This is a genomic window from Bradyrhizobium sp. CCGUVB14, assembly GCF_024199935.1.
Taxonomy (GTDB): domain Bacteria; phylum Pseudomonadota; class Alphaproteobacteria; order Rhizobiales; family Xanthobacteraceae; genus Bradyrhizobium.
On record NZ_JANADS010000001.1, the window covers coordinates 6080123 to 6103754 of the forward strand.

A 23632-nucleotide genomic window follows, 5' to 3' on the forward strand; every position below is an offset into this window, starting at 1 on the left:
CTGCCCGCAGGCCTCGCGGGCAGTCACATCATGCCGTCAGTTACGTCACGGCGGGCCGATGGTTTCAGCCCGCCAGTCCCCGATCAAGCCGCCTGAACGCGATCGAGGAAGCTGTCGACCTCGGCCTTCAGATGCAGGCTCTCACCTGACAGCGCCTGGGCAGAGGCAAACATCCGGCTCGAGGTCTCGCCCGTCTCGCTGGCGCCCTCGGCCGCATGACGGACATTGACGGCAACATCGGCGGTGCCCGAAGCCGCGGCGCGAACGCTGGCGGCGATGTTGTGGGTGGCGCTGCGCTGCTGCTCGACCGCGGCCGAGATCGAGCTCGCGATACCGCTGATGCGCTCGATGGTCTCGGTGATCGCCTTGATCGCGGTCACCGACTCCTCGGTCGCAAGCTGCATGCTCGCGATCTGGGTCGAGATCTCGTCGGTCGCCTTGGCGGTCTGGCCGGCGAGCGTCTTGACCTCCTGGGCCACCACCGCAAAACCGCGCCCCGCATCGCCCGCGCGTGCGGCCTCGATGGTGGCATTCAGTGCCAGCAGATTGGTCTGCTCGGCAATCGACGTGATCAGCTTGACGACGTCGCCGATGCGGGAGCCTGCTTCCGACAGCTGCGCGATGCGCTGGTCGGTGGCCTCGGCCTGCTGCACCGCCTCGGCGGAGATCGCGTTGGATTCCTGCACACGGCGGGTGATCTCGGAGATCGATTGAGACAGTTCGTCGGAGGCGGACGCCGCCGAACGGACGTGGTCGGAGGCCTCCTCGGACGCGCCGGCTGATTTCGCCGAGAGGTCGGCGGTGGACCGGGCGGTGTCGGTCAATTGCCGCGCCACGCGCTCGAATTCGCCCGAGGCGTGCAGCACCTTGTCGAGGATGCCGCCGACACTGCCGCGGAACTCGGCGACGAAGTTGCGCAGATCGGCCTTGCGCTGCTCGGCCGCCGCAGCCGCGGCTTCCGCCTGCTCGCTGCGCATGCGCGCCCGCTCCAGCGAATTGCTCTTGAACACCGCAACCGTGCGGGCGATCTCGCCGATCTCGTCGGCACGGTCGTCGCAATCGATCGCGACGTCGCTCTGGCCGTTGGCGAGCGCCGTCAACGAGCGCGTGACCGAGGTGAGCGGCCGGGTGACGCGGCGGACCACCAGCATGGTCAGGACCAGAACCAGCAACGCGGCGATGCCGGCCGCAACCGCCATGCTCTCGATCGCCTGGGCCAGCATCGCCTCGAACTGCGCCATGGGGATGCCGACATAGAGAATGCCGACGACCTTGCCGGTTGTATCGGCGATCGGAAAATAAGCGGTCATGAAGGACTTGCCGAACAGCGTGGCCGGCCCCTTATAGGCTTCACCACGCCGCAACACGGCCTGCGCCGGATGGTCGGCGGCAAGCTGGGTGCCGACGGCGCGGTCGCCGTTCTCCTTCTTCACATTGGTCGAGCGGCGGACGAACTGCCCGCTCGCATCGTCAAACACGAACAGGGTCGCATTGCCGCCCACATAGGACACCGCACGATCGACGATGGCGTGATCTTTGAAGTCCGGCATCTTGGCGATCTCGGCACGCGCCACCGCGCCATCCCGCATCGTGATCCTGGCATCGGGAACGATCTCGGCGAAGGCCAGGGCCAGCGTGCGCAGGCTGACCTCGATGTCGCGCAGCGCGCGATCGTTGAAAGCGGAGGTGAGCGACCAATAGCCGGCGCCGACCACCAATGCGGTGTTCATCGCAATCAGCAGGACGGCACACAGGACGGCCTTGGTACCCAGCTTGAATTGCGGCACGAACTTCGCCGTTAATGAGTTGGTCATGAATGGAACTACCCCCGGAATTCCTGCATATTCATGCAATCCGCTTACGACCCCATTAACGGCGGTTCACAGCGCCCCGCGCGACACCCTTTCCAGATCGTAAACGAGGACATTCCCTGACCCCGCCAAGCCCCCCGCCTGTCATCGTCTGGTTTCGCGACGACCTCCGTCTGTCCGATCATCCCGCGCTCCACGCCGCCGCCAAGACCGGCGCGCCGGTGGTCTGCCTCTACGTCCTGGACGATGCAGCCGGACGGGCACCCGGCGGCGCAACGCGCTGGTGGCTGGCGCAATCGCTGCGCGCACTCGGCGCCGATATCGCAGCGCGCGGCGGATCGCTGGTTCTGCGCAGGGGACCGGCTGCGAGGGTGATCCCCGACGTGGCACGTGAGAGCCGCGCCGGCGCGGTCTATTGGAATTCGATCGCTCAGGCCCCGCATCAGGCCGTCGAGAAACAGCTCGAAGCAGCGCTGGCAAAGCTCGGCGTGGACTCGCAAAGTTTTCCCGGCGACTTGCTGGTTCCGCCCTCGGCGATCCGCAACAAGGAAGGCCGGGGCCTGCGCGTGTTCACGCCGTTCTGGCGGCGGGTGCTGTCGCTCGGCGATCCACCCAAACCGCTGCCCGCACCGAAGGAGCTTCGCCCAGCCGCGAAGATCGCGAGTGACAGCCTCGAGAGCTGGAAGCTCGAGCCGACCAAGCCAGACTGGGCCGGCGGCCTGCGGGAGAGCTGGACGCCCGGCGAAGCCTCGGCACGTGCAAGATTGCGCGACTTCCTCAAGCACACCGCGCGCACCTATGTCGGCGACCGCGATCGCCCGGATCGCGAGGGCACCTCAGGTCTCTCGCCGCATTTGCGGTTCGGCGAGCTCAGCCCGCGCCAGGTCTTTCACGCCGCGCGGTTTGCCGCGGCGGAGAATCCGGCGATCGGATCCGGCATCGACAAGTTCCTGAGCGAGCTCGGCTGGCGCGAGTTCTGCCGCCACCTGCTCCACGATCATGCGAACCTCGCCACCGAGAACCTGCAAAACAATTTCGACGACTTCCCCTGGAAGTCCGACAAGAAGGCGCTTGCCGCCTGGCAGCACGGCCGCACCGGCTATCCCATCGTCGATGCCGGCATGCGCGAGCTTTGGCACACCGGCGTGATGCACAATCGGGTCCGGATGGTGGTCGCCTCGTTCCTGGTCAAGCATCTCCTGATCGACTGGCGCGACGGCGAGGCATGGTTCTGGGACACGTTGGTCGATGCGGATGCCGGCAGCAATCCGGCCAACTGGCAATGGGTCGCCGGCTGCGGCGCCGACGCCGCGCCCTACTTCCGCGTGTTCAACCCAACGCTCCAGGGCGAGAAGTTCGATCCCGACGGAACCTATGTCCGACGCTGGGTGCCGGAGCTGAAAGACGTGCCGGCAAAGCTGATCCATCAGCCCTGGCAGGCGACACCAATCGAGCTTGCGAGCGCCGGCGTCACGCTCGGCAAGACCTATCCGCAACCGATCGTCGATCATGCCAAAGGACGCGAGCGTGCGCTCGCCGCTTACAACAAGATCCGCAAAGGTTGAGCGTTGCTTTGACACAATGATGAAACCCGCTATCGTCATCGCTCCATACAAACCGTGGGGGACACGATATGGACGACGATAAGCCGATCACCGAGCAGGCGATGGAGACGATCACCAGCGCCGTGGAAGCGACCAAGGACGCAGCGGTCACCGCCGTGAAGAAGGTGAAGAAGGCCGCCAAGAAGGTCGCGAAGAAGGTCGCACCGAAGAAGGCTTCCAAGAAGAAGGCCAAAAAGGCCGCCAAGAAGTCGTCGAAGAAGGCGGCCAAGAAGTCCGCGAAGAAGGCCGCCAAAAAGACCGCTAACAAAAAGACCGCTAAGCTTGACTTTGGCCAATTTTGAACTCGTTCATGGGGTACGCGGACCCCTGAACATGGGATCGTTCTCGACGATTTCATGAGCGCTCGTGAGCATGAGTTTCATGCGCCCCATATTGCCAAACGTTGTCCAGCGCCCCTTCACGTTCGACCAGTAGAAGAGCTCGAAGCGATCGGTATCTGGAATGGGGCGCAGCCGTGCGACCGGATTTGAAGTCCGACGGTTGATAACTAAATAACCGCTACGGCTCTTTTCTATGTCGTGATGCGTGAACTGAGCAGCAATCTGGGCAAGCGTTGGGTCGGATTTTGCCATAGCGCTCAATGTGCTCGATCGGTGCCGCGCGGGCCAGAGTGGATCGGTTTGCCGATTCAATTTGTCGCAGCTGGACGAGGTTGCTGCGATTCAACATGCCGATTCTACCGATGGGATGCAACACGCCCGTCTTCTTCCCCGCTCTTGCGATCCGCTGCCGCCGCGTTTTGCGGCCCGGCTTGCAGTCTTCACCGATCTGTTCACGCGTCCTACCTGGCCGAATGTTCTGATGCTGCTCGCCGGCGTTATCCTGGCGCCCGGCCGGCGCACTGTCACGGCGGCGCTGCGCATCCTCGGGCGAGAGCGCGATCCCGATTTCTGTACTTTCCATCGCGTCCTCAACCGGGCGGCGTGGTCGTCGCGGGCCGCGGCAGGCCGCCTGCTGCTCCTGCTGATCAAGGTCTTCGTGGCGGCCGGCGAGCCAGTGGTGATCGGGCTCGATGACACCATCGAGCGACGCTGGGGACCCAAGATCAGCGCCCGCGGCATCTATCGCGACCCGGTGCGCTCCTCCAAGGGGCACTTCGTCAAAGCCAGCGGTCTGCGCTGGCTTTCCGCCATGTTGTTGGTGCGCGTGCCGTGGGCCGATCGCATCATGGCGCTGCCCTTCCTCACACTGCTCGCCCCCTCCAAACGCTTCTATGACGGCAAATCGCGCTCGCCCAAGACGCTGCTCGATTGGGCCCGCCAGGCTGCTTGGCAAATCCATCGTTGGCTGCCCGATCGATATATTGTCCTGGTCGCCGACAGCGCCTTTGCGGCCATCGAGTTCCTTGCCGCAGTGCGCAAGCATGTCTGCATTGTCACCCGCCTGCGCCTCGATGCCAACCTGTTCGAATTTCCCCGACCAAAGCGCAAAGGTCGTGGCCGCCCTCCAATCCGAGGTAAGCCCCACAAAAAACTCTCTGCCATCCTCAAGGATCGCAACGTGTCCTGGACGCGCTACCGGGTCAGTCTCTGGTACGGCCGAACCAATCGCATTGTCGAGATCGCAACCGGCACCGCGCTGTGGTATCGCGGCGGCGTTCCGCCGGTACCGATCCGCTGGCTTCTCGTCCGCGACCCAACCGGCGAGTTCGACCCGCAGGCCTTCCTGGCGACCGATCTCAACGCTCTTCCCCGCGACATCCTCGCCTGGTTCGTCAGTCGCTGGCAGGTCGAAGTCACCTTCGAGGAAGTTCGCGCTCACCTCGGTGTCGAGACCCAGCGCCAATGGTCGGACAAAGCCATTCTGCGCACTACCCCGATCTTGCTCGGCCTCTACTCCATCGTCACGCTATGGACCCACGACCTCGCCAAGGCACAAAAGCTCAAGCCCAGAACCGCGGCTTGGTATCCAAAAGCCGCGCTGACCTTTAGCGATGCGATCGCATCCGTCCGACGCCAAATATGGGCTCATCAGATTTCTTTCATGTCCCGGCCGCGCCGGAACAGTATAGAAATTCCGCGCCATATCTGGCGCCGGATGGAGAACGCGCTCGCCTACGCCGCATAAATCGGCCAAAGTCGAGCTAAGAAGGCTGCCAAGAAGAAGGCCAAGAAGGCCAGGCGCTGATCGCGGCGCGACGAGGTCTCCGGGTGCGGGCGCCCGGAGATGTCTGCTCTCGAGGCCCTAGCCTCTCCGCTTCGACGCGCGCCGGCCCGGGTGGTGCTTTCCCTTCGGATCGCGAAACTCGCTGCGATGGCCGCGCCGGTCTTCAGTGTTGAAGCGCCGCCGCTTTGCAGGTGAGCCGAACGCCTTGATCACCTTCCTCCCGTTGACCTTCTTGATGACGTAGCCACCCTCGGTCATCGAGAACGGCGCCTTCAGCGTTCCCTTGTGATCGAACTTGGTGCCGCGGGGATGCTTGAATGGCTCGAACCAGGAGGGATAGACGAAGTTCGACATCGGCAAGCCGTCGACGTCGAAGGAGTCCTCCTCCACAGCGTCGCAGACCTCATAGGCATATTGGGTATTCGGATTCTTGTCGGCCCAGAGATTGGCCATGGGGTCGAGCACCATCTCGAACAGCTCGTGCGAGGCCGCCACGCTGATCGGCTCCTCGCCCAACGCCTTGACGAAGATCTTCGAGATCGGCTGGCCGCGGTGGGTCAGTTCGTGCCGCCCGAGCATGTTCTTATGCAAGGCATCGTCGAAATAGACCAGTTGCCAGTCGGTGGCCTTCGGCTTGCGCGTGACATAGAGGTCGACCGGATAGCCCCACACCGGCAGGAAATGCTTGTCGTAGCACCTCTGGAGCGCCGCCGTGAGCCGGCTCATATCGCGATCGCCGATGGACTCCCTGGCGTAGTTGATGCAGGCAATCCGAACCGGCCTCAGGGACTTGCCGAGCAGTGCGCGCTTCGCTTTCTTCATGGAAATCACCGCGTGAAAGGACAACTGAAATGCGGCAAGCCTAGCACGAACGCGACCCGCACGTCAGGGATGTATTCCGGCAACGGGCCTACGCGCCGAAGCGCCGGTTGACCACGAACACCGCGGCCGCGCACATCGCCATGCCGCCGATCGCCAGCGCATCGAGCTTCTCGCCGAACAGCAGATAGGCCATCAGCGCGGTCACCGCAGGCACCAGATAGAACAGGCTCGCAACCGACGTCGCCGCCGCGTGGCGGATCAACCAGTACAACAGCCCAATCGACCCGATCGAGAGCGCGACCGCAAGCCAGCCGAGCGCAAGCACGAACTCCCGCGTCCAGTGCACGACGCGGTCCTCGAACAGGAAGGCGCCGACCGTGAAGAAGATCGTGACGGCCACATACTGGACGAGGTTGCCCGCGCGCCAATCGATGTGATTGCAGTAGCGGCGCTGATAGAGCGTGCCGAGCGTGATGCTGATCAGCGAGACCACCGAAGCGAGCCAGCCGAGCCCCGCCTCGCCGGTCATGGGACGATTGTGCAGGATCAGCGCCACGCCGCCGAGACCGAGCAGCAAACCGCCCCATTGCACCGGCGTCACCTTCTCGCCGAGCCAGCGGTTGGCGATGGTCGAGGTCAGGATCGGCTGCAGGCCGGGAATGAACGCGGAGAGCCCCGCCGGAATCGAATGCGCGATCGCAATCGCGGTGCCGCCGAGATAGAAGCCGTGAACGAGAATGCCGGCGACGGCGCTGTGCGCGATGCCGCTGCGGTCAGGCCATTTCGGGCGGGCAATCGCCGCAATGATCGCCATCAGCACGACCACCACCGCCATGCGGATGGCGAGATAGGTCAAGGGGTCGGCGTTGTTGATGACGTATTTGGTGCCGATGAAGCCGGTGCTCCACAGCAGCACGAACAGCACCGGCGCCGCCCGCGCGGCCAGATTTTCCTGGTTATGATTCATTGCCGCCCTCATTGCCCGAGCGGCGGCGCTGCGGCAATGCGAATTTCGGATGTTGCGCTGCGAGGGAGACGCGGCTCGGATCAGCCGATCACCATTCTTCCGGACAGGGATCGATGATCTTCCAGAGCTCGACCCCGTTCTTGATCTTCTTCATGTCGGTGGTGAGCCCGCCATTGCGGCGGATCCAGTCCTTCACCGTGTCAGGATAGTAGGACATCAGGTCGGACGTCCCCTCCGAGCTCGTGACCTTGATGCCGAAGGTAAAGGCCTTGTCGTAGTAGGCCTGGTGGAAGCCGAGGCTCGCGCGCGGCGTCACGCAGATCTTGTTCATCGGCACGATGCCGAGCACCAGCGTGCAGGCCGAATTGCAGATGCCATCGATGATGACCCGCTCGCCCTTGTCGCGGACGCGCTTGTACTTGACCTTGTACTCCTCGACGTAGCCGCCATGGTCGCGGGTGATGTGCAGTTCCGCGCGCGCTGGCGTGGCAGCAGCGACGAAGAGCAACAGCAGGCTGAGGAGCGTGATGCGCATGGCAGCGTGACGACGAAACCCTTGCAGGAACGAACCGGCCGCGGCGAGCCCCAAAGGAAAACCCCGGGCCGGGAGGAATCTTAAACCGAATTCTCTTTGGCCATACTTGTGTGGGGAATTCGTTAAGCATCCCGAAAAGGCCAAAAATGGGCAGGCTTCGACCCCGGTTCCGGCAATTCTGTCACACCCACCCGGGAATCTGCCTGATCTGCCCCGATTTCCCGGCCTGGGACGGGTGCCCCGGCGGCCCGAAATGGCTATAGATGGGAGAGTTATTCGCGGGTTCCGGAGAATCGAGATGAGCAAGTTGACGCTTGTAGCCGCGGTTGCTGCCCTGTCGGCCGCAATCCTAGCCCCTGGCCTTGCGGAGGCACGGGGACATCACCGGCACCACCGTTACTACGCCAACCCGCTGCCTTACCCGATCAGCTATCTGCACAATTACGGCCCGGGCATCACTCCCGGCACCTTCGCCTTCTATGATGGCCCGTCGACCAACCACTGCTACCAGAGCGCGGCCGCCTATGTCGGCCAGGACCGCCGGCGGCACCCCTGCTTCTGAGGGCGCGACTGCGTTGTCTTGCGGCGGGCGGCCTCACCGGCGGCCCCCGCAGCACCTGCTTCTCGATCTGATAGACCGGCCGCTTGACGAGGTTCTTTCCCACCTCGTCCCGGAGCGCCGAGCGTCCGCTGCACACGACGATCCAATCCTGACAAGCCCACTCTTCGAATTTGGCGGAAGATTGCCCGTGACGACAAGGTTACGGATGAAGCTGCGCCGCCGGATTGCGTAGAAACAAGGATACCAATGGATGTCCTGCGGGCAGTCGAAGCATTGGTCACACGCGAGAACCTGGGATACTCTTGCTGAGTTGAGGTCAGGCCTGCGGCGGGCAAGCTGAAGATTTGTTCATCAGCATTACATTTCGGTTCTGCCACAATTTGATCAGAACAACTTCGATACCCTGTATCGCGTAAGCGGAGGAAGACATTATGAAGCTTAAGATCGGCATCGTCGTCGCGTCCCTTTTCGGTGCCATCGCGGCATCGTCGACGGCGTCAGCCATGCCCGTTGCGCCCGCGCCTGCGGCACCGCAGGTTTCAAACGTCGAGCAGGTCCGTATGGTCTGCGACGCTTGGGGGCGCTGTTTCTGGCGTCCGAATTATTATGGATATTACGGCGCGCCGGCGCCGTATTACGGCCCCCGATATTATGGACCGCCGCGCTATTATGGCCCGCGTGTCTATGGGCCCGGCTATTACGGCTATCGCCGCTGGTGAAATCTGAAGGGGCCCTCCGGGCCCCTTCGCATTTGCGAGATCGCGGTGGCGCTCTCGCCTGGAGCAATTCCAAAACTGATCTAGATCAAAGATGAAATTCGTCGCGCAGCCATTCTGTGCCGATGGCCGATCTGATTGTTTTCCGGTGCCCGCAGACGGGCATGAACGTGCAAACCCATCTCGAGAAGCGGCAGGGACGCGAGGGGCGAAGCTTCGAGTCCTTCGCCTGCCCTGCCTGCACGCGGCTCCATTTCATTGACCTCACATCGGGTCAACCTATGAGCCGAGACCGTTGACGGTGACATCAATCCGATCATCCTCGTGGGATGATGTCCGCAATATTACGGCATGGAATCCTGTTTACTGAATCGTCCTGTTTCGCCATTGATGGCCATGTACTGACGTTCATTTTATTGTCACATTGCAGCATCCGGCCAGACGCATGTTTTTCGACGCTCTCGCCCCATCCTCCGCGCTCCAACTGACCCGGTTCACCGACGTCGACGCGTTTCGACCGGCTGAATCGCTGGAAGACGCCCGGAGCATTCCGCTCGACGTCGCCAATTTCGCCGCGGCGCGAGCGATCGTGAACCTGCCGGCCTGCCGCATCATCGTGGCGCGGTCGTTTGCACGCATCCTGGAGACCACCTATCGCGCACCGGGCGGCATGGTGATCCTGCCGATGAGCGATGATCTGCGCGCCAGTTCGAGCGGCATGGATCTCGACGCGCGCTTTTTCGTCGCCTTGCGCGGCAATCATCACTGCCATTTCGTCGAGCCCAAGATCAATCATCATGCACTGATCATGTTCTCGCCCACGCTCAGGGATCGCGGCTGGTTCGATCGCGCCGACGCATTGTGGGTTCGCATCGCCGACCCGGTTGCGCATCTCTATGCGCGACAGCTTGTGCTCGACATCCTCAGGACCGCGTCGTTCGCGCCGCACATGTTCGAGACCACGGAAGCCGCCAGCCATCTCCAGGAAGGGCTGTTGCTCGCTTTCGACGACCTGTTTCGAACGAACCCATTGTCGGAGCGCAGCGCCCCGAATGTGGGTGCGCGATCCGCCAGGCTCGTGCAGCAGATCGACGACTACGTCGCAGCCTATCCGACCGCCCCGATCTATACGGCCGATCTCGCCGGTGAGTTCGGCGTCTCGATCCGGACCCTCGGCGGTGCCGTAGCCAAGGTGCGCGGGATGAGCCTGCATCAATACATCCGCCTGAAGCGGCTGTGGGCCACCCGCACGCAGCTCCTCAGGAGCGGTGGCGCGTCGGTCGCCTCGTGCGCGCGCGCCCAGGGCTTTCATCACCTCGGCGAGTTTGCCGCAGCATACCGCGCGACCTTCCACGAGGCGCCCTCGGACACGCTGGCGCGGGCCCGCTCGCGCACGGCTGCTCCGGAACAAGTGCTGATGAACCACGTTGCCAGTGCCGGACAGTTTTGAAGCCACGCACGTGCTGCACGGCGTTTCTTCACTGTCAGCAGCCTTGGTTCAAAGGAAACGGATGTCCATTAGCCGCAATCTGTTGTTTCTCATTATTGGCGCATTGGTCGTGACGGCGGAGGTACTTGGCTACAATCTCTATCAGGCGAAGAAGCAGCCTGACGGCCTCCAGATCAACGTTGGCCCCAACGGGCTCAAGATCCAAGGCAAGTAGGCGAGATTTACGGATTGCGTGGTCAGGCCTGAAGGCTGTGGCCTGACAAATGGCGCGCTCGGAGAGATTCGAACTCCCGACCCTCGGAATCGAAATCCGATGCTCTATCCAGCTGAGCTACGAGCGCCCGGGCCCCGGTCTTGGGCCACAAACCGAAGCGCCGCTGACGCTGACTGGCAGGCCAGCTGGCTGCGACGCTCGGATCGGTTCGAATTAGCAGAGAGACCGGACAATAAAAAGCCCTCCCCGCCTTTATCGAGGCGGAGCAGAGGCGCGCTTGTTACCAGGTCGAGTTGAAAAAACCAAAATGCGGCTGCTGTGCCACCAGCATCATCGGCTGGCCGCGCTGCGGCGCCGGACGCGCCCGGGCCACCTTCCGTTTGGGCTGAACGGGGGCCTGAACCTGCGGAGTCTGCGTCGTTTGGGCCTGAGCTTTCGGCGTGAACTGAGCGAAAGTCTCGCGCACCCGCGCCTTTGCCGAGATGTCAGCCAGCGGGTCCGGCTGCGCAGTCGCCTGAGGCGCCGCGGCGGCGGCCGTCTGCACGACCGGCACGGCGACGGTCGGCTGGCTGGTGTCGAGCACGACACGATCAGGCAGATGACGATCGGACCGGATCCGGATCAGCGGCTGGTCATAGCCTGCAGTCGCAACCGCTTGCCCGGCCGGCGACGTCGGCCAAACGAAATCAGCCGCAAACAACAGTGCGAGCAGCGCTCCACCGACGAACATGAAATACCGAAAGATGGGCATTGGCCGCGCTCCGCCCCCCGCAATCCCCGCGTGGGCTCTTCGCCTCAACCGGCGATCCTCTAATTGGTTCCTGCACCCTGCCCTTCGGTTCAAATGGGAACGCCAAGATTCTGGCCAAGGGACTAGGACGGTAACTTTTCCGCTAGCGGAATGTCTGGCCCCTTAGGCGCGCCGCGCCGTGACCAGCGAACATGTCGCCTGATCGGCATTCACGTTGACGAATCCGACCGGGACGCGCGCAAAAGTCTTGCGACTCTTCATGCCGACAATGTCGGCCAGCACGCGGCCGCGGTCGGTCAGATGGCTGCCGTCGCGCCGCGTGAAGGCGCAGACGATCTCGACATCCTTAACGGCATAGTCATTGTCATTTCGCACGGTGAAGGTCACGAGCGCCTTCGAGCCGAGCCCGCCGCGCCGCCAAGTCTGCGATGAAATCTTCATCCGGTCGAGCCCGGCCGGCTCAGCAGCGGAGGTATCTGAGGCGGTTGTCGGAGCAGCTGGATCGATGCTTGCCAGCGCCAATTTGGTCGGCTCGGTTGGCGCGACATTGCCTTCGGAGGGCGGCATCAATAGCCAGACAGCCCCGCCAACCACAAGTGCCGCCAGCAGCCACAACACGGCTCGCTTGAGCCAGACGCTTGCTGGGGAGCGGAGCCGCGGCGGCCCCTCGCCATTCCCGGCGAAGCTTCCCAATCCGATCCGGCCAAACCCTGCGTTCATGGGTGCGTCACTCGCCTCCTTCCTCAATCCGCGAGAGGAACTAAGGTTCCCGCAAGGGCGCGAATCTCGGATAGGAGCCATGGTGGCGATCGTCGGTCGGGATCGCTAACATGCGCTGCAACATCGCGAAGACCCTATCGGGAGGAATTGAAATGCCAGTCGTCGTCACTTGGGATCACATCCATCTGCGCAGCCCTGATCCGGAAGCGACCGCGGCCTGGCTGCGCGACATCCTCGGCGGCGAGATCGTGCGCGCGCCGGGACGCATCGACGTGAACCTGGGCGGCGCCAGGATCTTCATCGCATCGCTGGAAGGCGAGAACGCCGTCAGCGCGCCGCCGCCACACCCTCATCAGGGCCTCGACCATTTCGGGCTCACGGTGAAGGACATCGACGCTGTCGCCGCCGAGCTCAAGGCCAAGGGCGTGACGTTCACCCGCGAGCCGACCACGATCCGGCCCGGCGTCCGCATCTGCTTCATCCGCGGCCCCGAAGGCATTTCCATCGAGCTGCTCGAGCGCGACAAGAAATATACCTGACGCGACTCCGCATCCGACATCGAGGCGAAGCCGGGCGAGCGCTCGCCCCGCTAAGTCATGCTACCGGGCATAAAGCATCGGATCGTGACGCCCGTGTAGCCGTAGATCGGCCAGACCATGGTGCGTCCGACCCGGTTCGGCTCCGAGATCACGGCCTCCTCGGGCACGTCGACCCAGACGAGCTCCTGCTCCCGGCCTTCGATCACGTAGCCGAGGCGCGGGATACGCACGCGATAGTGCCCGTCCTTGCTCTCCCAATCGGAGTCCGAGATCGCCGAACCGTCGGCATCGGAGCAGCATGGCCCCTTGCCGCTGCGCAAGCCGTCGAACCAGGCTTTAAGCTCCGCACTGGTATTGACGAACTGGCCGCGGTCGCGTGCGTGCCCGAACGGGGCAATCAGCGCCAGCGCGCAAGCAAGACTTGCCGCGCTTCGCCACCGTGTGGGACGGCCAATCTGCCATCGTCGTGTTTCGCAGTTCGTGGGACGCGCACTGTACAGACGCGGCTCAGCGCCGCCGGAATCGATCCAGTTGCTCACGTTCGTCTTGCTCCAGCACCCCGCGGCCAGTGCAACAATGGTTATGCATTTCGCGGGCCAACTCTGATTCGCAACGACTGGCCTCGCAGCGTGATGAGACCGTCATAACCGTGTCACACACAAGCCGGGACAATTACGGTTAGCAGTGCCGGCATGGGACACCATCGCTGGCGAAACTGCCGCGTTGCGCGAGTGGTTGCGCTTTGGCATAAAAGCTACACCGGTTACGCCATTGGGCGATGGTGGCCGGCAGACGGGGCGTGATGAAGAACGGCCTCTATTCGATTCACGTGAGCCTGCTCGATGGTCGGGTCGGTAAGGGCAGCGGCGTGATTCTTTTTCGCGACGGCAAGATCCTTGGCGGCGATGCCTACCTCTATTACACCGGCAGTTACGTGGTGAAGGACGACCACACCTTCAAAGGCGAGGTGCTGGTGCAACGGCACACCTCGCCGCGAGGTGATGACAACCCGCTGTTCGGCGGCCCGGCTCCGGTCGGCATCGGTGTCAGCGGGACCTACACGGACACCCGCGCGGAGATGACCGGAACGGCGCTGGTCGGCAAGGCCAGCCTGATTTTCGGCGCCACCCTGCACAAGCTCACAGAAGCTGATTAGCGACTGAACTATTCCGCAGCCTGTTCCAGCGGTGCTGTGCGCGGCAGGATCATCTGGATGCGCGTGCCTTCGCCCGGCTCGGAATCGAGGTCGAGCCGCCCGCCGAGCCGGTTGGTCACGATGCTGTAGACGATGTGCAGCCCAAGACCGGTGCCGCCCTGATCGCGCCGCGTCGTGAAGAACGGATCGAAGGCGCGCCGGCGCACGTCGAGGCTCATGCCGCAACCATTGTCGGCGACGATGATTTCGACATTGTCCTTGCCTGACTCGCGTACCCGGATGTCGATGATCCCCGGACGTCCATCCGGGAAGGCGTGCGCCACCGAATTCAGGAACAGATTGGTCAGCACCTGGCCGTACGGGCCGGGATAGCTGTTCATGGTCAGGTTGGGCTGGCACTCGACGTTGAGCGTCAGGTTCTGCTTGCGCAGGCCCGGACGCAGGCTCATCACCACCTGCTCGGTGAGGTCGGCGAGGTCGAAGCTGCGCTGGTCCGAATAGTTGCGGTCGGCCGCGACCTGCTTGAACGACTGGATCAGCTCGGCTGCGCGGTTGAGATTGGAAACGAGCTGCGAGGACGCATCGCGGCTGGTGTTGAGGTAATCGTTGAGCGTCGAGCGGCGAAGCTCGCCGCGCTCGACGTCGGCGCTGAACATCGCCGTCTTGCGCTCCAGCGCGGAGGCGACCGTGAGGCTGATGCCGACGGGATTGTTGACCTCGTGCGCAACGCCGGCGACGAGGCGTCCGAGGGCCGCGAGCTTCTCTGCTTCGATCAGAGAGGCCTGGGTTTCGCGCAGGTTGCGCAGCGCGGTTTCGGCGGAGTCCTTGGCCTTGCGCATCTCCTGCTCGCCGCGCTTGCGCTCGCCGATGTCGAGCGCCACGGTGACGATCCGCTCGATCTCGCCCTCGGCATCCAGCAGCGGCAGCTTGTTGACCAGCCATTGCCGCATGTTGCCTGAGGAGTCCTTGTACTCCTCCTCGTAGAAGCCGAGCCCCTTGCGGAGCCTGAGCACGTTCTTGTCGTTCTCGTCGGTCTTGGCTGCGCCATAGCGCGACATCAGATCAGCGGTGGTGCGGCCGAGCGCGTCGCCGGGCTCGATGCCGAAGATGCCGGCCATGTAGCGGTTCATCAGCACGTAACGGAGGTCGCGGTCCTTGACGTTGATGACGGCCGGCACGGTGTCGATGACCTGCTGGAGCAGGCGCCGGCCTTCGGCGATGGCGTCTTCCGCCCGCTTCTGGTCGGTGATGTCGCGCAGCGTGCCCTCGTAGCGGACGATCCGGCCCTGCTCGTCCCGTACGCCCGTCGCGCTGTCGGAAAGCCAGAGGATGTTGCCGCTGCGCTGGCGCACCTGATACTCGAACTCACGCACGATGCCGTCACGGTGCATCAGCCGCTGGTACTCCTCGCGCGCCGCGGGATCGACGTAGATGGTGTGGGCGATGTCGTTGATACTGTCGATCAGATGCTGCGGGCTGTCATAGCCCATCATCCGCGCCAGCGCCGGATTGGCGTTGAGGAGATCGCCGGCCGGCGTCGTCACGTAGATGCCGTCGACCGAGCCCTCGAACAGTTTGCGATAGCTTTCCTCGGCCAGCCGCTGCTCGGTGAGCGCCCGCACCGCCGCCTCACGCGCCGTGTCGGCCTCCTCCAACGCACGGCGGAACACCTCTGCCGCGCGCGCGATGTCGCCGATCTCGTTGTCGAGATCGGCCGACGGGATCGACGTCCTTTTCTCACCGGCCGCAAGGGCCCGGATCGAGCGCGCGATCTGGGCCAGCGGTCGCACCGTCCGACGCACCACGAATCCGGCGGCCAGGATGCCGATCAGCACACCCATGCTGCCGAGCACGATGCTCTGCCAGCGCGCCTCGGCAAGCGTCCGGGCAAAATCGCGCGACAGCACATGGCCACGGCGGTCGCTGACGTCGCGGAGCAATTCGGTGACGCGGCCGATCAACCGGCCCTCGGTTCCCAGCACCTCGCGGTCGATATCGGCGATCTGGCGTTCGCGGACGGCGACCGCGATGATAGCATCGGCGTAGCTGTCCACGGCCGACTTCAGCCGAGCATCGCTGATAGCCATCGCTCGCATACCCTGCGCGGCCTGTTCGGCAGCCGACGGATTGCGTGCAAGCAGCCCGAGCGCAATCCGGCTCTGCGCTTCCGACAGGCGGGCGGCGAGATCGCGGTCCCCACTCTCGGAGACCGCTGCATCGAACTGATCGCGCAGCGGCGGCAACCCGGCGAGCAACTCCGCACGGCGATCGATCAGGGTCGAGATCCGCTGCAGCCCGCTGCGGTAAGTCGCAAGCCGTTCGGAGACGCCGTCGATCATATCCTGTTGCTCGGGGGCAAGATCGATACGGGTCTTCTTGAGGATGTCGCTCAGGGTCGAGGCGGCCTCTCCCACCTGCTTGAACTGGATACCGGCGCCGGGATCGGTGACGAAGTCACGCGCGGCGAGCCGCAGATCGTTCATGCGGCGGTCGATATCTTCGGCGAGATCGCCGACGCTCTGGAGCCGCTGCAGCTCGGCGAAGGTGGCGTCGATATGCCGGATCGCGATCACGCTGGCGGTCGAGGTGACGATGATCACCGCCAGCACCAGGATGAAGCTGCCGAACGTCATCTGGCCGATCGACAGCGAGAACGATCGCTTCGGCGGCGAATTCGGTGGCGTTTCGACGGGCATTGGGGCGGAACCGGACTCCATACCCGCCCAATATACGCTGTATCGCCCCTCCGGGGGAACATGCCTCCGGCAGCCGGAAGCGGCTGTTTTTCATGATGGTTTAGCGACAGCCGGGCGCCGGGCCGGGATCGTCATGGCGGCAACGCCGAGGACGACGCAGGCGAGGCCGATCCAGGCGGTCTGGCTCAGGGTTTCCCCCAGGAAGGCGACGCTGATGGCGACCCCGATCGGGACACGGAGATAGGCCTGGGCGGTGGTGCCGACCGAGCCGAGGGTCTGGATCAGGCGGAAATAGATCGCGAACGCCGCCGCGGTCGAGAACACCGCGAGCGCCAGCAGCGCCAGGACCGAGCTCAGCGACGGCGAAAGCGTCCAAGGCTGCTCAAGCACGAGCGAGGCCGGGATCAGCACGGCCGCGCCCGACAGCAGCGACCCGGCAGCCGGCGCCATGGGATCGAGGCCCTTGAAGCTCCGGCCGAAGATGGCCGCGCAGGCATAGCAGATGGTGGCGGCGACGATGGCCGCTTCCGCGACGAGGCCGTTGCCGATGTCGTTGAACGCATCGACGCCGACGATCAGCAGGATGCCGGCCATGCCGGCGACCACGCCGAACAGTTTTCGCGGGGTGGTGGCCTCATGGCGGGTGACGACCACTGTGAGCAGGAAGGTGAAGATCGGCCCGGCCGAGTTGAGGATGGTTGCCAGCGCTGCATCGACATGGCGCTCGCCCCAGGCGATCAGCGTCCAGGGAATGACGCTGTTGAGCACGGCCTGGAAGGCGAAGCGCTGCCAGGTCTGCCCATCCGTTGGCATCCTGATGCCCCTCGCCCACATGACGGCAAGCAGCAACAGGCCCGCGATCGTCGTGCGGGCGGCGATCAGCGTGACCGGCGGGATGGTGGCGACGCCAAGCTTGATGAAGGTGTAGGAGCCGCCCCAGAGCGTTGCGAGCGCGACCAGCAGCGCCAGCTCGACGGCGATATTGGTGTCCTGCCGGTTGTCCATCGGATGCGTTCTATCCATTCGTGATGGACGGAGTTTAGCGCATCCGCGGCCAGCGATACTTCGCTCGATGTCGAACTGTCCTAGCCGACGGCGCCGACCTCGAACACCTCGCCGTCATAGCCGGCCTCGCGGGGAATGCGGAGCTGACGGCCGGTCTCGGTCTTGGTCATGACCGGCATCACCGTGACGATCGACAGGCCCTTCGCATGGTCGAGCGCAGACTTCACCGTCGGCTGCTTCGCCAGCCGGATCAGATTGCGCGTGGTCGGGAATGGCAGCTTGAAGCGGCCGCTGTCACCGCCCTCCACCGCGTCGCGTGCCGACAACCAGATCGAATCTGTCGACTCCCGTCCGTCATGCGCGCCGAGTTGGTCGGGCGGTGCCGCCGCCAGGAAGAACCAGGTGTCGAAGCGTTTTGGCATGCCCTCCGGCGTGATCCAGTGCGCGTAGGGCACGAGCGTATCGAGCGCGAGCTGGAGGCCGTTGTCGGCCAAAATGCTGAGGAAGCTGATCTTGTGCTCGTTGAGCGCGACGCGATGCGCATCGGCGATCTCGCCGGCACGCTTCGCATCGATCGGCGTATTGGTCCCCTTCGCGCGCGCCAGCAGGATGCCGCTTTCCTCAAAGGTCTCGCGGATCGCAGCGATGCGGAAGCCACGGTCCGCCTCGCTGAGACCCTCGCCGCCCGAATACAGGTCGGATCGCTTGACGATCTCCTGATCGCCGGCATCGACGCTGCCGCCCGGAAACACCAGCGCGCCCGAGTTGAACTCGATCTGATGATGGCGGACCATCATGAAGATCTCGACTTCCTTCGCGCCATCGCGCAGCAGGAGGATCGTCGAGGCCGGGCGTGATGCTGATGTCTCGGGCATTCAACTAACCTGCGGCGCTGGATTGCGGACCGAGATTGGCGCGCTTGTCGACGCGGCCAACGCGCGACAGCAGGTAATCGACCTCCGCCTTCGCCGCCGGCGTGATGGTCGCACCGGGCTTGCGCTGGGCGCTGGAGGCGATGATGCCGCGCTTCTGCAGCACGTGCTTGCGCACGGCAAGGCCTGCGCCCGGCTGCTGCTCGTAGCGGATCAGCGGCAGATGGGCGTCGAACAGATCATGCGCGGCGTCGCGCTTGCCGGCCTTGGAGAGATTGACGACGTCGATCAGAAGCTCGGGGAAGGCATAACCGGTCATGGCACCGTTGGCGCCGCGCTCCATCTCGAAATCGAGGAACATGCCGCCATTGCCGCAGAGGATCGAGAGCGGACGGAGCGAACCGTCCTTCTGGAAATTGCGCAGCGTCGAGATCTTTTCGAGGCCCGGCCAGTCCTCGTGCTTGAGCATCACGCAGTTCGCATTGTCCATCACGATCTTGCGGATCACCGCAGGCGTGAAGATCACCGAGAGCGTCAGCGGATAATCCTGGAGGACCCAGGGCACGTCAGGACCGATCGCCTCGGCCGCCTGCTTGTAATAGCCGATGATCTGGTCGTCGGTGCGGAGCGAAGGCGGCGGCGCGATCATGACGCCGGCGGCGCCTGCGTCCATCGAGGCCTTCGCCAGCGAGCGCATGGTGGCAAAGCCCGGCGCGGAGACACCAACGATTACCTGCATCTTCTTGGCGCGCTTGACGAAGCGTACCGCCACCTGCTCGGCCTCGGCTGCGTCCAGCTTCGGCGCCTCACCGAGGATGCCGAGCACCGTGACGCCGTCGCAGCCGACCTCCTCGTAGAAATCGGTCAGGCGGTCGATCGAGCGCTCGTCGATCCGTCCGTCATCGTGGAACGGCGTCGGCGCGATTGCGAAGGTGCCCTTGGCGTCGGCGGTCAGTTTCATCGTCTTTCCTGTCTCTCTCTATTCGTCATTCCGGGATGGCCCGAAGGGACAGGCCCGGAATCCATAGCCACAAGTCGGGGTTATGGATTCCGGGCTCGCGACTTCGTCGCGCCCCGGAATGACAGTTTTGGCTAAAACCGCCGCGCGCCCATCTTGATCTGCTCCTCGGAGAAGAAGATCTCCTTGGCATGCTCAACGACGTCCTGGGCCTTCCAGCCCGTGTGCGGCGGTTTCCAGCCTTCCATCTCCATCATCCGCATTTCGCGCACGCCGCGGGGCCCGGACACGCCCAGCACCTTGCCGGTCTGGTCGCCCGACAAATCGCTGACCATGTATAGCACGGCCGGCGCGATCCCGTCCGGCCCCAGCGCCGCACCGGGGTTCTCCTTATAGCGGGGCAGGTCTGCGGTCATGCGGGTCAGGGCCCCCGGGGCGAGGGTCCAGATCCGGATGTTGTACTTGCGGCCCTCGATCGCCAGCACGTTGGACAGGCCCCAGATGCCGCCCTTGGCCGCGCCGTAATTGGTCTGGCCGAAATTGCCGATCAGGCCCGATGTCGAGGAGGTGTTGACGATGACGCCCCCGCCGTTTTCCCGCATCCAGCGAAACACCGGCATGGTGCAACAAAAGGTGCCCTTCAGATGTACCTTGATCACCTTGTCCCAATCGGACTCAGAGGCCTTGGCGAAGGTCTGGTCGCGCAAAATGCCGGCATTGTTGACCAGGATGTCGGCGCGGCCGAAATGCTTGATGGCGTCGTCGAACACCGACTGGCCGCCCTCCATGGTCGAGATGTCGGCGCCATTGGCGACGGCCTTGCCGCCCTCGGCCTTGATCGCGTCCACCACGAGCTGCGCCATCGACTTGTCGGCGCCGGAGCCGTCGCGGGGCCCGCCGAGATCGTTGACGACGATCGAGGCCCCTTCCCGCGCGAACAGCTTTGCGTAGGCCTCACCGAGGCCCCCGCCCGCGCCGGTGATCAGCGCAACCTTGCCGTCGAGTAGTCCCATGGTGGCTTCTCCCTGTTTTTGTTTTCTTCTCTTACCTCTCTCCGCTTGCGGGGAGAGGTCGGATCGCCCTTGCGATCCGGGTGAGGGGGTACAGGTCTCAATACCGTCACAGCTCGTGGTGAGAGCCCCTCACCCCACCCTCTCCCCGCAAGAGCGGGGCGAGGGAGTGAAACGCCGGTGCCTGCCTAACCCAGCACCGTCTTGCCGTTCTTGATCACCGTGACGCCGCGTGACTTCACCTTGGCTTCGAACGAGATCGTGTTGCCGTCCTTCCAGAGGTCCATGGTCACGGTCTCACCGGGATAGACCGGCGAGGAGAACCGCGCGACGTGCTGGCGGAACGCGCTGGCATCGTAGTCGGCATAGGTCTGGAGCACGCCGCGGCAGGTGATGCCGTAGGTGCACATGCCGTGCAGGATTGGACGCGGGAAGCCGGCCTTCTTCGCAAACTCGGGATCGCTGTGCAGCGGATTGCGGTCGCCGCAGAGGCGATAGACCAGCGCCTGGTCGGGACGCGTGACGATGTCGATGGTCTTGTCCGGCGAGCGCGAGGGGATCTTGTGCGGATCGGGCTGTGTCAGAGCCGGCCCGCCGAAGCCGCCGTCGCCGCGGGCGAAGCGCGAGGCGACGAGAGTTGCGAGCTTCTCGCCCTTCTCGTTCTTCAGCACGGTCTGGTGGCTGATCACCACGCCCTTCCCCTCGCCCTTGTCGTAGACTTCGAGCACGGAAGAATCGGCGGTGATGTTGGCGGCGACCGGCAGCGGCTGATGGAAGGTGATGTCGCGCTCGCCATCGACCACCATCACGCGGTTGAGATTCATCTCGCCGGGTCCCGAGCCCCATGCGGCGACCGAGGCGAAGGTCGGCACCACCTTGAGCGGCCGCGGCGTGAACGTGCCTTCATTGACGAAGGCGAGCTCGTTCTCGTCCATCGGATCGGCGCCGAGGCCGATGCCGTAGGCGTAGAGCATGACCTCGCGATCGCCGTAGGAATATTTCTGGCCGATGTTTTTGAGGGCTTTGAGCTCTTCGTATCTGGCGGACATTTTTCTGGTTTCCTCCCGGTGGTTCTCATCCTCATGGTGAGGAGGCGCTCTTGCGCCGTCTCGAACCATGAGGACGCCCGATACGCTTTCTTTGTCGTGGCCATCCTTCGAGACGCTTGCTTCGCAAGCTCCTCAGGATGAGGACTGCGTCAGGCCGGCGTGAAGAACGGCAGCGGTGCGCCGTCCGTCGGCTTGAACACCACCTTCACCTTCTGGCCGATCTTCAGCTTCTCGAGATCGCAGTCGACGAAATTGGTCTGCACCGACGGTCCCTCCTTCAGCGTCACGTAGCCGATGGCGTAAGGACCGGTCGGCGACTTCCGCATCAAGCTCCAGGTGTAGATCGTGCCCTCGCCTGACGCCTCTTCCCACACCGTCTTGTCGGAGTAGCAGAATGGGCAGATCGAGCGCGGGAAGTAATGCGCTTCACCGCACGCGGTGCAGCGCTTGATCATGAACTTGCCTTGCTTGGCCGCGTCCCAGAACGCTGCGGTCTCCGGATTGGTCACCGGGGCCGGATACTTTTTCGCTTCGCTCATCACACGCGCTCCAGAATGGCCGTCGAGGCGGCGTGGCGAACACCGAGAAGGCCGCCGGTACCGTGGGCGATGGCGAGATCGCAATTCTTGACCTGCACCTTCGGATGCGCCTCGCCGCGCAGCTGCCGGACGGCCTCGATGATCTTGGTCATGCCGCCGCGGTTGACGGGATGGTTGCTGCAGAGACCGCCGCCGTCGGTGTTGAACGGCAGCTTGCCGACGCCCGAGATCAGATTGCCGTCGGCGACGAACTTGCCGCCCTCGCCCTTCTTGCAGAAGCCGAGGTCCTCGAGCTGCATCAGCACCGTGATGGTGAAGCTGTCGTAGATCGAGGCGTATTTGATGTCCTTCGGCGTGATGCCGGCTTCCTCGAACGCACGCGGGCCGGACCAGATGCCGGCGGAGTAAGTGAGATCGAGATCCTTGCCGCCGCGCGGGCCCTTCATCGCCTCACCATGGCCGATCAGCTTGACCAGCGGCTTCTTCAGGCTCTTGGCGATCTCCGGCGTCGTCACGATCAGCGCGCCGCCGCCGTCGGAGACGACGCAGCAATCCATGCGATGCAGGGGATCAGAGATCATCGGCGAGTTCAGCACGTCCTCGACGGTGACGACGTCCTTGAGCATCGCATGCGGATTGTATTGCGCATGGTGCGAGGCCGCGACCTTGATCCAGGCGAGCTGTTCGCTCGTGGTGCCATAGTCGTGCATATGGCGCATGGCACACATGCCATAGGCATTGTGCGTGGTCGCGCCGTAAGCGGACTCGAAATCGACCTCGGCGCCGGCCGCACGCGGCGGCATCACGCCGGTGCGCGGCTTGCCCGCGAGTGTGATCAGCGCGATCGAGCACTTGCCCGCGGCGATCGCCTCGGCGGCATGGCCGAGATGGATGATGTAGGAACAGCCGCCGGTCTCGGTGGAATCGACGTGGCGGAGTTTCTTGGTGTTCAGGCCGAGATAATCGACCATCGGCCAGGCGCCGCCGGGCGCGTCGCCCGCGCAGAAATAGCCGTCGACATCGTCCTTGCTGATCCCGGCATCCTCGATCGCGCCCTTGGCGACCTCGGCGTGAAGCTGGGCGGTGGATTTGTCCGGCGCATGCCGGGTCGGGTGTTCGTAGATCCCGGCGATGTAGGCCTTGCCCTTGATGGTCAAAACAGAGGTCTCCGCTCGCGTTTCTTCTTGGCTCTTTTTTCTGAACCGCACCGGGCTGCTTGGCAAGCGCGGAAATATTCCGTCGGGCGAGAGGGCAGCGGGTTGGCGCAAGTGCCGACGATCATGAGGCGCTCGTCTGCTTCACATCGACGTTGCGAGCGCGGCAACGGAGAAGACGGACAAGATCCTAAAGGTGTTTTGCCCGACGGCACAAGCGGCTTTTCGCTTTATCGAAAGCGTCCGCTTTTACGAAAACAACCCCATGCACAGTAGAACGGTGGTTGATTTCAAAAGAGAATCCGTAGGGTGGGCAAAGCGACTTGTCCGCCGTAGCTCGAAGAGCGAAGGCGGAAGCGTGCCCACGTCTTTTGC

The 23632-nt window shown here is 63.9% G+C and carries 25 protein-coding genes and 1 tRNA gene; 9 read left to right on the plus strand and 17 right to left on the minus strand.

Annotated elements, in window-relative coordinates; translation table 11 throughout:
• Nucleotides 1–83: 83 nt before the first annotated feature.
• A complete protein-coding gene (locus NLM32_RS28505; protein WP_254132122.1) occupies nt 84–1814 on the minus strand; it encodes a methyl-accepting chemotaxis protein in 1731 nt (576 codons plus the stop codon).
• Between the two features lie 170 nt (nt 1815–1984).
• Here NLM32_RS28505 and NLM32_RS28510 point away from each other — a divergent pair, with 170 nt between their 5' ends.
• Both NLM32_RS28510 and NLM32_RS28515 read left to right on the plus strand, forming a co-directional pair.
• Nucleotides 1985–3376 (plus strand): deoxyribodipyrimidine photo-lyase, encoded by a 1392-nt coding sequence (locus NLM32_RS28510; protein WP_254135440.1) that lies wholly within the window; start codon nt 1985–1987, stop codon nt 3374–3376.
• A 68-nt stretch (nt 3377–3444) separates the two neighbouring features.
• Complete coding sequence (locus NLM32_RS28515; protein ID WP_254132123.1) at nt 3445–3717, plus strand: histone; 273 nt, start codon at nt 3445–3447, stop codon at nt 3715–3717.
• Nucleotides 3718–3723: 6 nt separating this feature from the next.
• Here the strand turns inward: NLM32_RS28515 and NLM32_RS28520 are convergent, their stop codons facing one another.
• A complete protein-coding gene (locus NLM32_RS28520) occupies nt 3724–4008 on the minus strand; it encodes a hypothetical protein (protein WP_254106310.1) in 285 nt (94 codons plus the stop codon).
• Nucleotides 4009–4123: 115 nt separating this feature from the next.
• Between NLM32_RS28520 and NLM32_RS28525 the strand changes: the two genes are divergently transcribed.
• Complete coding sequence (locus NLM32_RS28525) at nt 4124–5503, plus strand: transposase (RefSeq protein ID WP_254128549.1); 1380 nt, start codon at nt 4124–4126, stop codon at nt 5501–5503.
• Nucleotides 5504–5620: 117 nt separating this feature from the next.
• Here NLM32_RS28525 and NLM32_RS28530 read toward each other — a convergent pair whose 3' ends face one another.
• The 3 genes from NLM32_RS28530 to NLM32_RS28540 form a co-directional block, all read right to left on the minus strand.
• Nucleotides 5621–6364, minus strand: a complete 744-nt coding sequence (locus NLM32_RS28530) for a hypothetical protein (protein ID WP_254132124.1) — start codon at nt 6362–6364, stop codon at nt 5621–5623.
• Nucleotides 6365–6452: 88 nt separating this feature from the next.
• The gene (locus NLM32_RS28535) at nt 6453–7331 is read right to left on the minus strand and encodes a DMT family transporter (protein ID WP_254132125.1); all 879 of its coding nucleotides are present in this window, start codon (nt 7329–7331) and stop codon (nt 6453–6455) included.
• Between the two features lie 88 nt (nt 7332–7419).
• Nucleotides 7420–7866, minus strand: a complete 447-nt coding sequence (locus NLM32_RS28540; RefSeq protein ID WP_254132126.1) for a hypothetical protein — start codon at nt 7864–7866, stop codon at nt 7420–7422.
• 298 nt (nt 7867–8164) lie between these two features.
• Between NLM32_RS28540 and NLM32_RS28545 the strand changes: the two genes are divergently transcribed.
• The 4 genes from NLM32_RS28545 to NLM32_RS28560 all read left to right on the plus strand — a co-directional run bounded on the left by NLM32_RS28545 (nt 8165) and on the right by NLM32_RS28560 (nt 10808).
• Nucleotides 8165–8428, plus strand: a complete 264-nt coding sequence (locus NLM32_RS28545) for a hypothetical protein (RefSeq protein WP_254132127.1) — start codon at nt 8165–8167, stop codon at nt 8426–8428.
• A 431-nt stretch (nt 8429–8859) separates the two neighbouring features.
• The gene (locus NLM32_RS28550; RefSeq protein ID WP_254132128.1) at nt 8860–9147 is read left to right on the plus strand and encodes a hypothetical protein; all 288 of its coding nucleotides are present in this window, start codon (nt 8860–8862) and stop codon (nt 9145–9147) included.
• A 442-nt stretch (nt 9148–9589) separates the two neighbouring features.
• On the plus strand, nt 9590–10594 hold the full coding sequence (locus NLM32_RS28555; RefSeq protein ID WP_254132129.1) for a helix-turn-helix domain-containing protein: 1005 nt from the start codon (nt 9590–9592) through the stop codon (nt 10592–10594).
• 61 nt (nt 10595–10655) lie between these two features.
• On the plus strand, nt 10656–10808 hold the full coding sequence (locus NLM32_RS28560; RefSeq protein ID WP_254132130.1) for a hypothetical protein: 153 nt from the start codon (nt 10656–10658) through the stop codon (nt 10806–10808).
• Nucleotides 10809–10858: 50 nt separating this feature from the next.
• Here the strand turns inward: NLM32_RS28560 and NLM32_RS28565 are convergent.
• The 3 genes from NLM32_RS28565 to NLM32_RS28575 all read right to left on the minus strand — a co-directional run bounded on the left by NLM32_RS28565 (nt 10859) and on the right by NLM32_RS28575 (nt 12279).
• Nucleotides 10859–10935, minus strand: a tRNA-Arg gene (locus NLM32_RS28565).
• Nucleotides 10936–11088: 153 nt separating this feature from the next.
• Entirely contained in the window at nt 11089–11559 is a 471-nt protein-coding gene (locus tag NLM32_RS28570; RefSeq protein WP_254132131.1) for a hypothetical protein, read from the minus strand.
• Nucleotides 11560–11721: 162 nt separating this feature from the next.
• Nucleotides 11722–12279 carry a hypothetical protein gene (locus NLM32_RS28575; protein ID WP_254132132.1) on the minus strand — a complete coding sequence of 186 codons (558 nt, stop codon included), beginning with the start codon at nt 12277–12279 and terminating at the stop codon, nt 11722–11724.
• A gap of 152 nt (nt 12280–12431) precedes the next feature.
• On the opposite strand from NLM32_RS28575, the gene NLM32_RS28580 reads away from it, so the two are divergent.
• The gene (locus NLM32_RS28580; protein ID WP_254132133.1) at nt 12432–12818 is read left to right on the plus strand and encodes a VOC family protein; all 387 of its coding nucleotides are present in this window, start codon (nt 12432–12434) and stop codon (nt 12816–12818) included.
• Nucleotides 12819–12868: 50 nt separating this feature from the next.
• On the opposite strand, the gene NLM32_RS28585 is transcribed toward NLM32_RS28580, so the two are convergent.
• The gene (locus NLM32_RS28585; RefSeq protein WP_254132134.1) at nt 12869–13357 is read right to left on the minus strand and encodes a hypothetical protein; all 489 of its coding nucleotides are present in this window, start codon (nt 13355–13357) and stop codon (nt 12869–12871) included.
• Between the two features lie 263 nt (nt 13358–13620).
• Here NLM32_RS28585 and NLM32_RS28590 point away from each other — a divergent pair, with 263 nt between their 5' ends.
• A complete protein-coding gene (locus tag NLM32_RS28590) occupies nt 13621–13974 on the plus strand; it encodes a GrlR family regulatory protein (protein ID WP_254132135.1) in 354 nt (117 codons plus the stop codon).
• 8 nt (nt 13975–13982) lie between these two features.
• Here NLM32_RS28590 and NLM32_RS28595 read toward each other — a convergent pair whose 3' ends face one another.
• From NLM32_RS28595 to NLM32_RS28630, 8 genes are all read right to left on the minus strand, one after another.
• Nucleotides 13983–16670, minus strand: a complete 2688-nt coding sequence (locus NLM32_RS28595) for a PAS domain S-box protein (RefSeq protein ID WP_254132136.1) — start codon at nt 16668–16670, stop codon at nt 13983–13985.
• A 90-nt stretch (nt 16671–16760) separates the two neighbouring features.
• A complete protein-coding gene (locus NLM32_RS28600) occupies nt 16761–17675 on the minus strand; it encodes a DMT family transporter (RefSeq protein WP_254132137.1) in 915 nt (304 codons plus the stop codon).
• Between the two features lie 80 nt (nt 17676–17755).
• The gene (locus NLM32_RS28605; protein ID WP_254132138.1) at nt 17756–18550 is read right to left on the minus strand and encodes an NUDIX hydrolase; all 795 of its coding nucleotides are present in this window, start codon (nt 18548–18550) and stop codon (nt 17756–17758) included.
• A gap of 4 nt (nt 18551–18554) precedes the next feature.
• Nucleotides 18555–19508: a dihydrodipicolinate synthase family protein gene (locus tag NLM32_RS28610; RefSeq protein WP_254132139.1), complete on the minus strand. Its 954-nt coding sequence runs from the start codon at nt 19506–19508 to the stop codon at nt 18555–18557.
• A gap of 131 nt (nt 19509–19639) precedes the next feature.
• On the minus strand, nt 19640–20518 hold the full coding sequence (locus NLM32_RS28615; protein WP_254132140.1) for an SDR family oxidoreductase: 879 nt from the start codon (nt 20516–20518) through the stop codon (nt 19640–19642).
• 185 nt (nt 20519–20703) lie between these two features.
• Nucleotides 20704–21564: a MaoC family dehydratase gene (locus NLM32_RS28620; RefSeq protein WP_254132141.1), complete on the minus strand. Its 861-nt coding sequence runs from the start codon at nt 21562–21564 to the stop codon at nt 20704–20706.
• Between the two features lie 149 nt (nt 21565–21713).
• Nucleotides 21714–22103, minus strand: a complete 390-nt coding sequence (locus tag NLM32_RS28625) for a Zn-ribbon domain-containing OB-fold protein (RefSeq protein ID WP_028154920.1) — start codon at nt 22101–22103, stop codon at nt 21714–21716.
• Entirely contained in the window at nt 22103–23260 is a 1158-nt protein-coding gene (locus NLM32_RS28630) for a thiolase domain-containing protein (RefSeq protein ID WP_063682799.1), read from the minus strand. The genes NLM32_RS28625 and NLM32_RS28630 overlap by 1 nt, the downstream gene beginning before the upstream one ends.
• Nucleotides 23261–23632 lie beyond the last annotated feature (372 nt).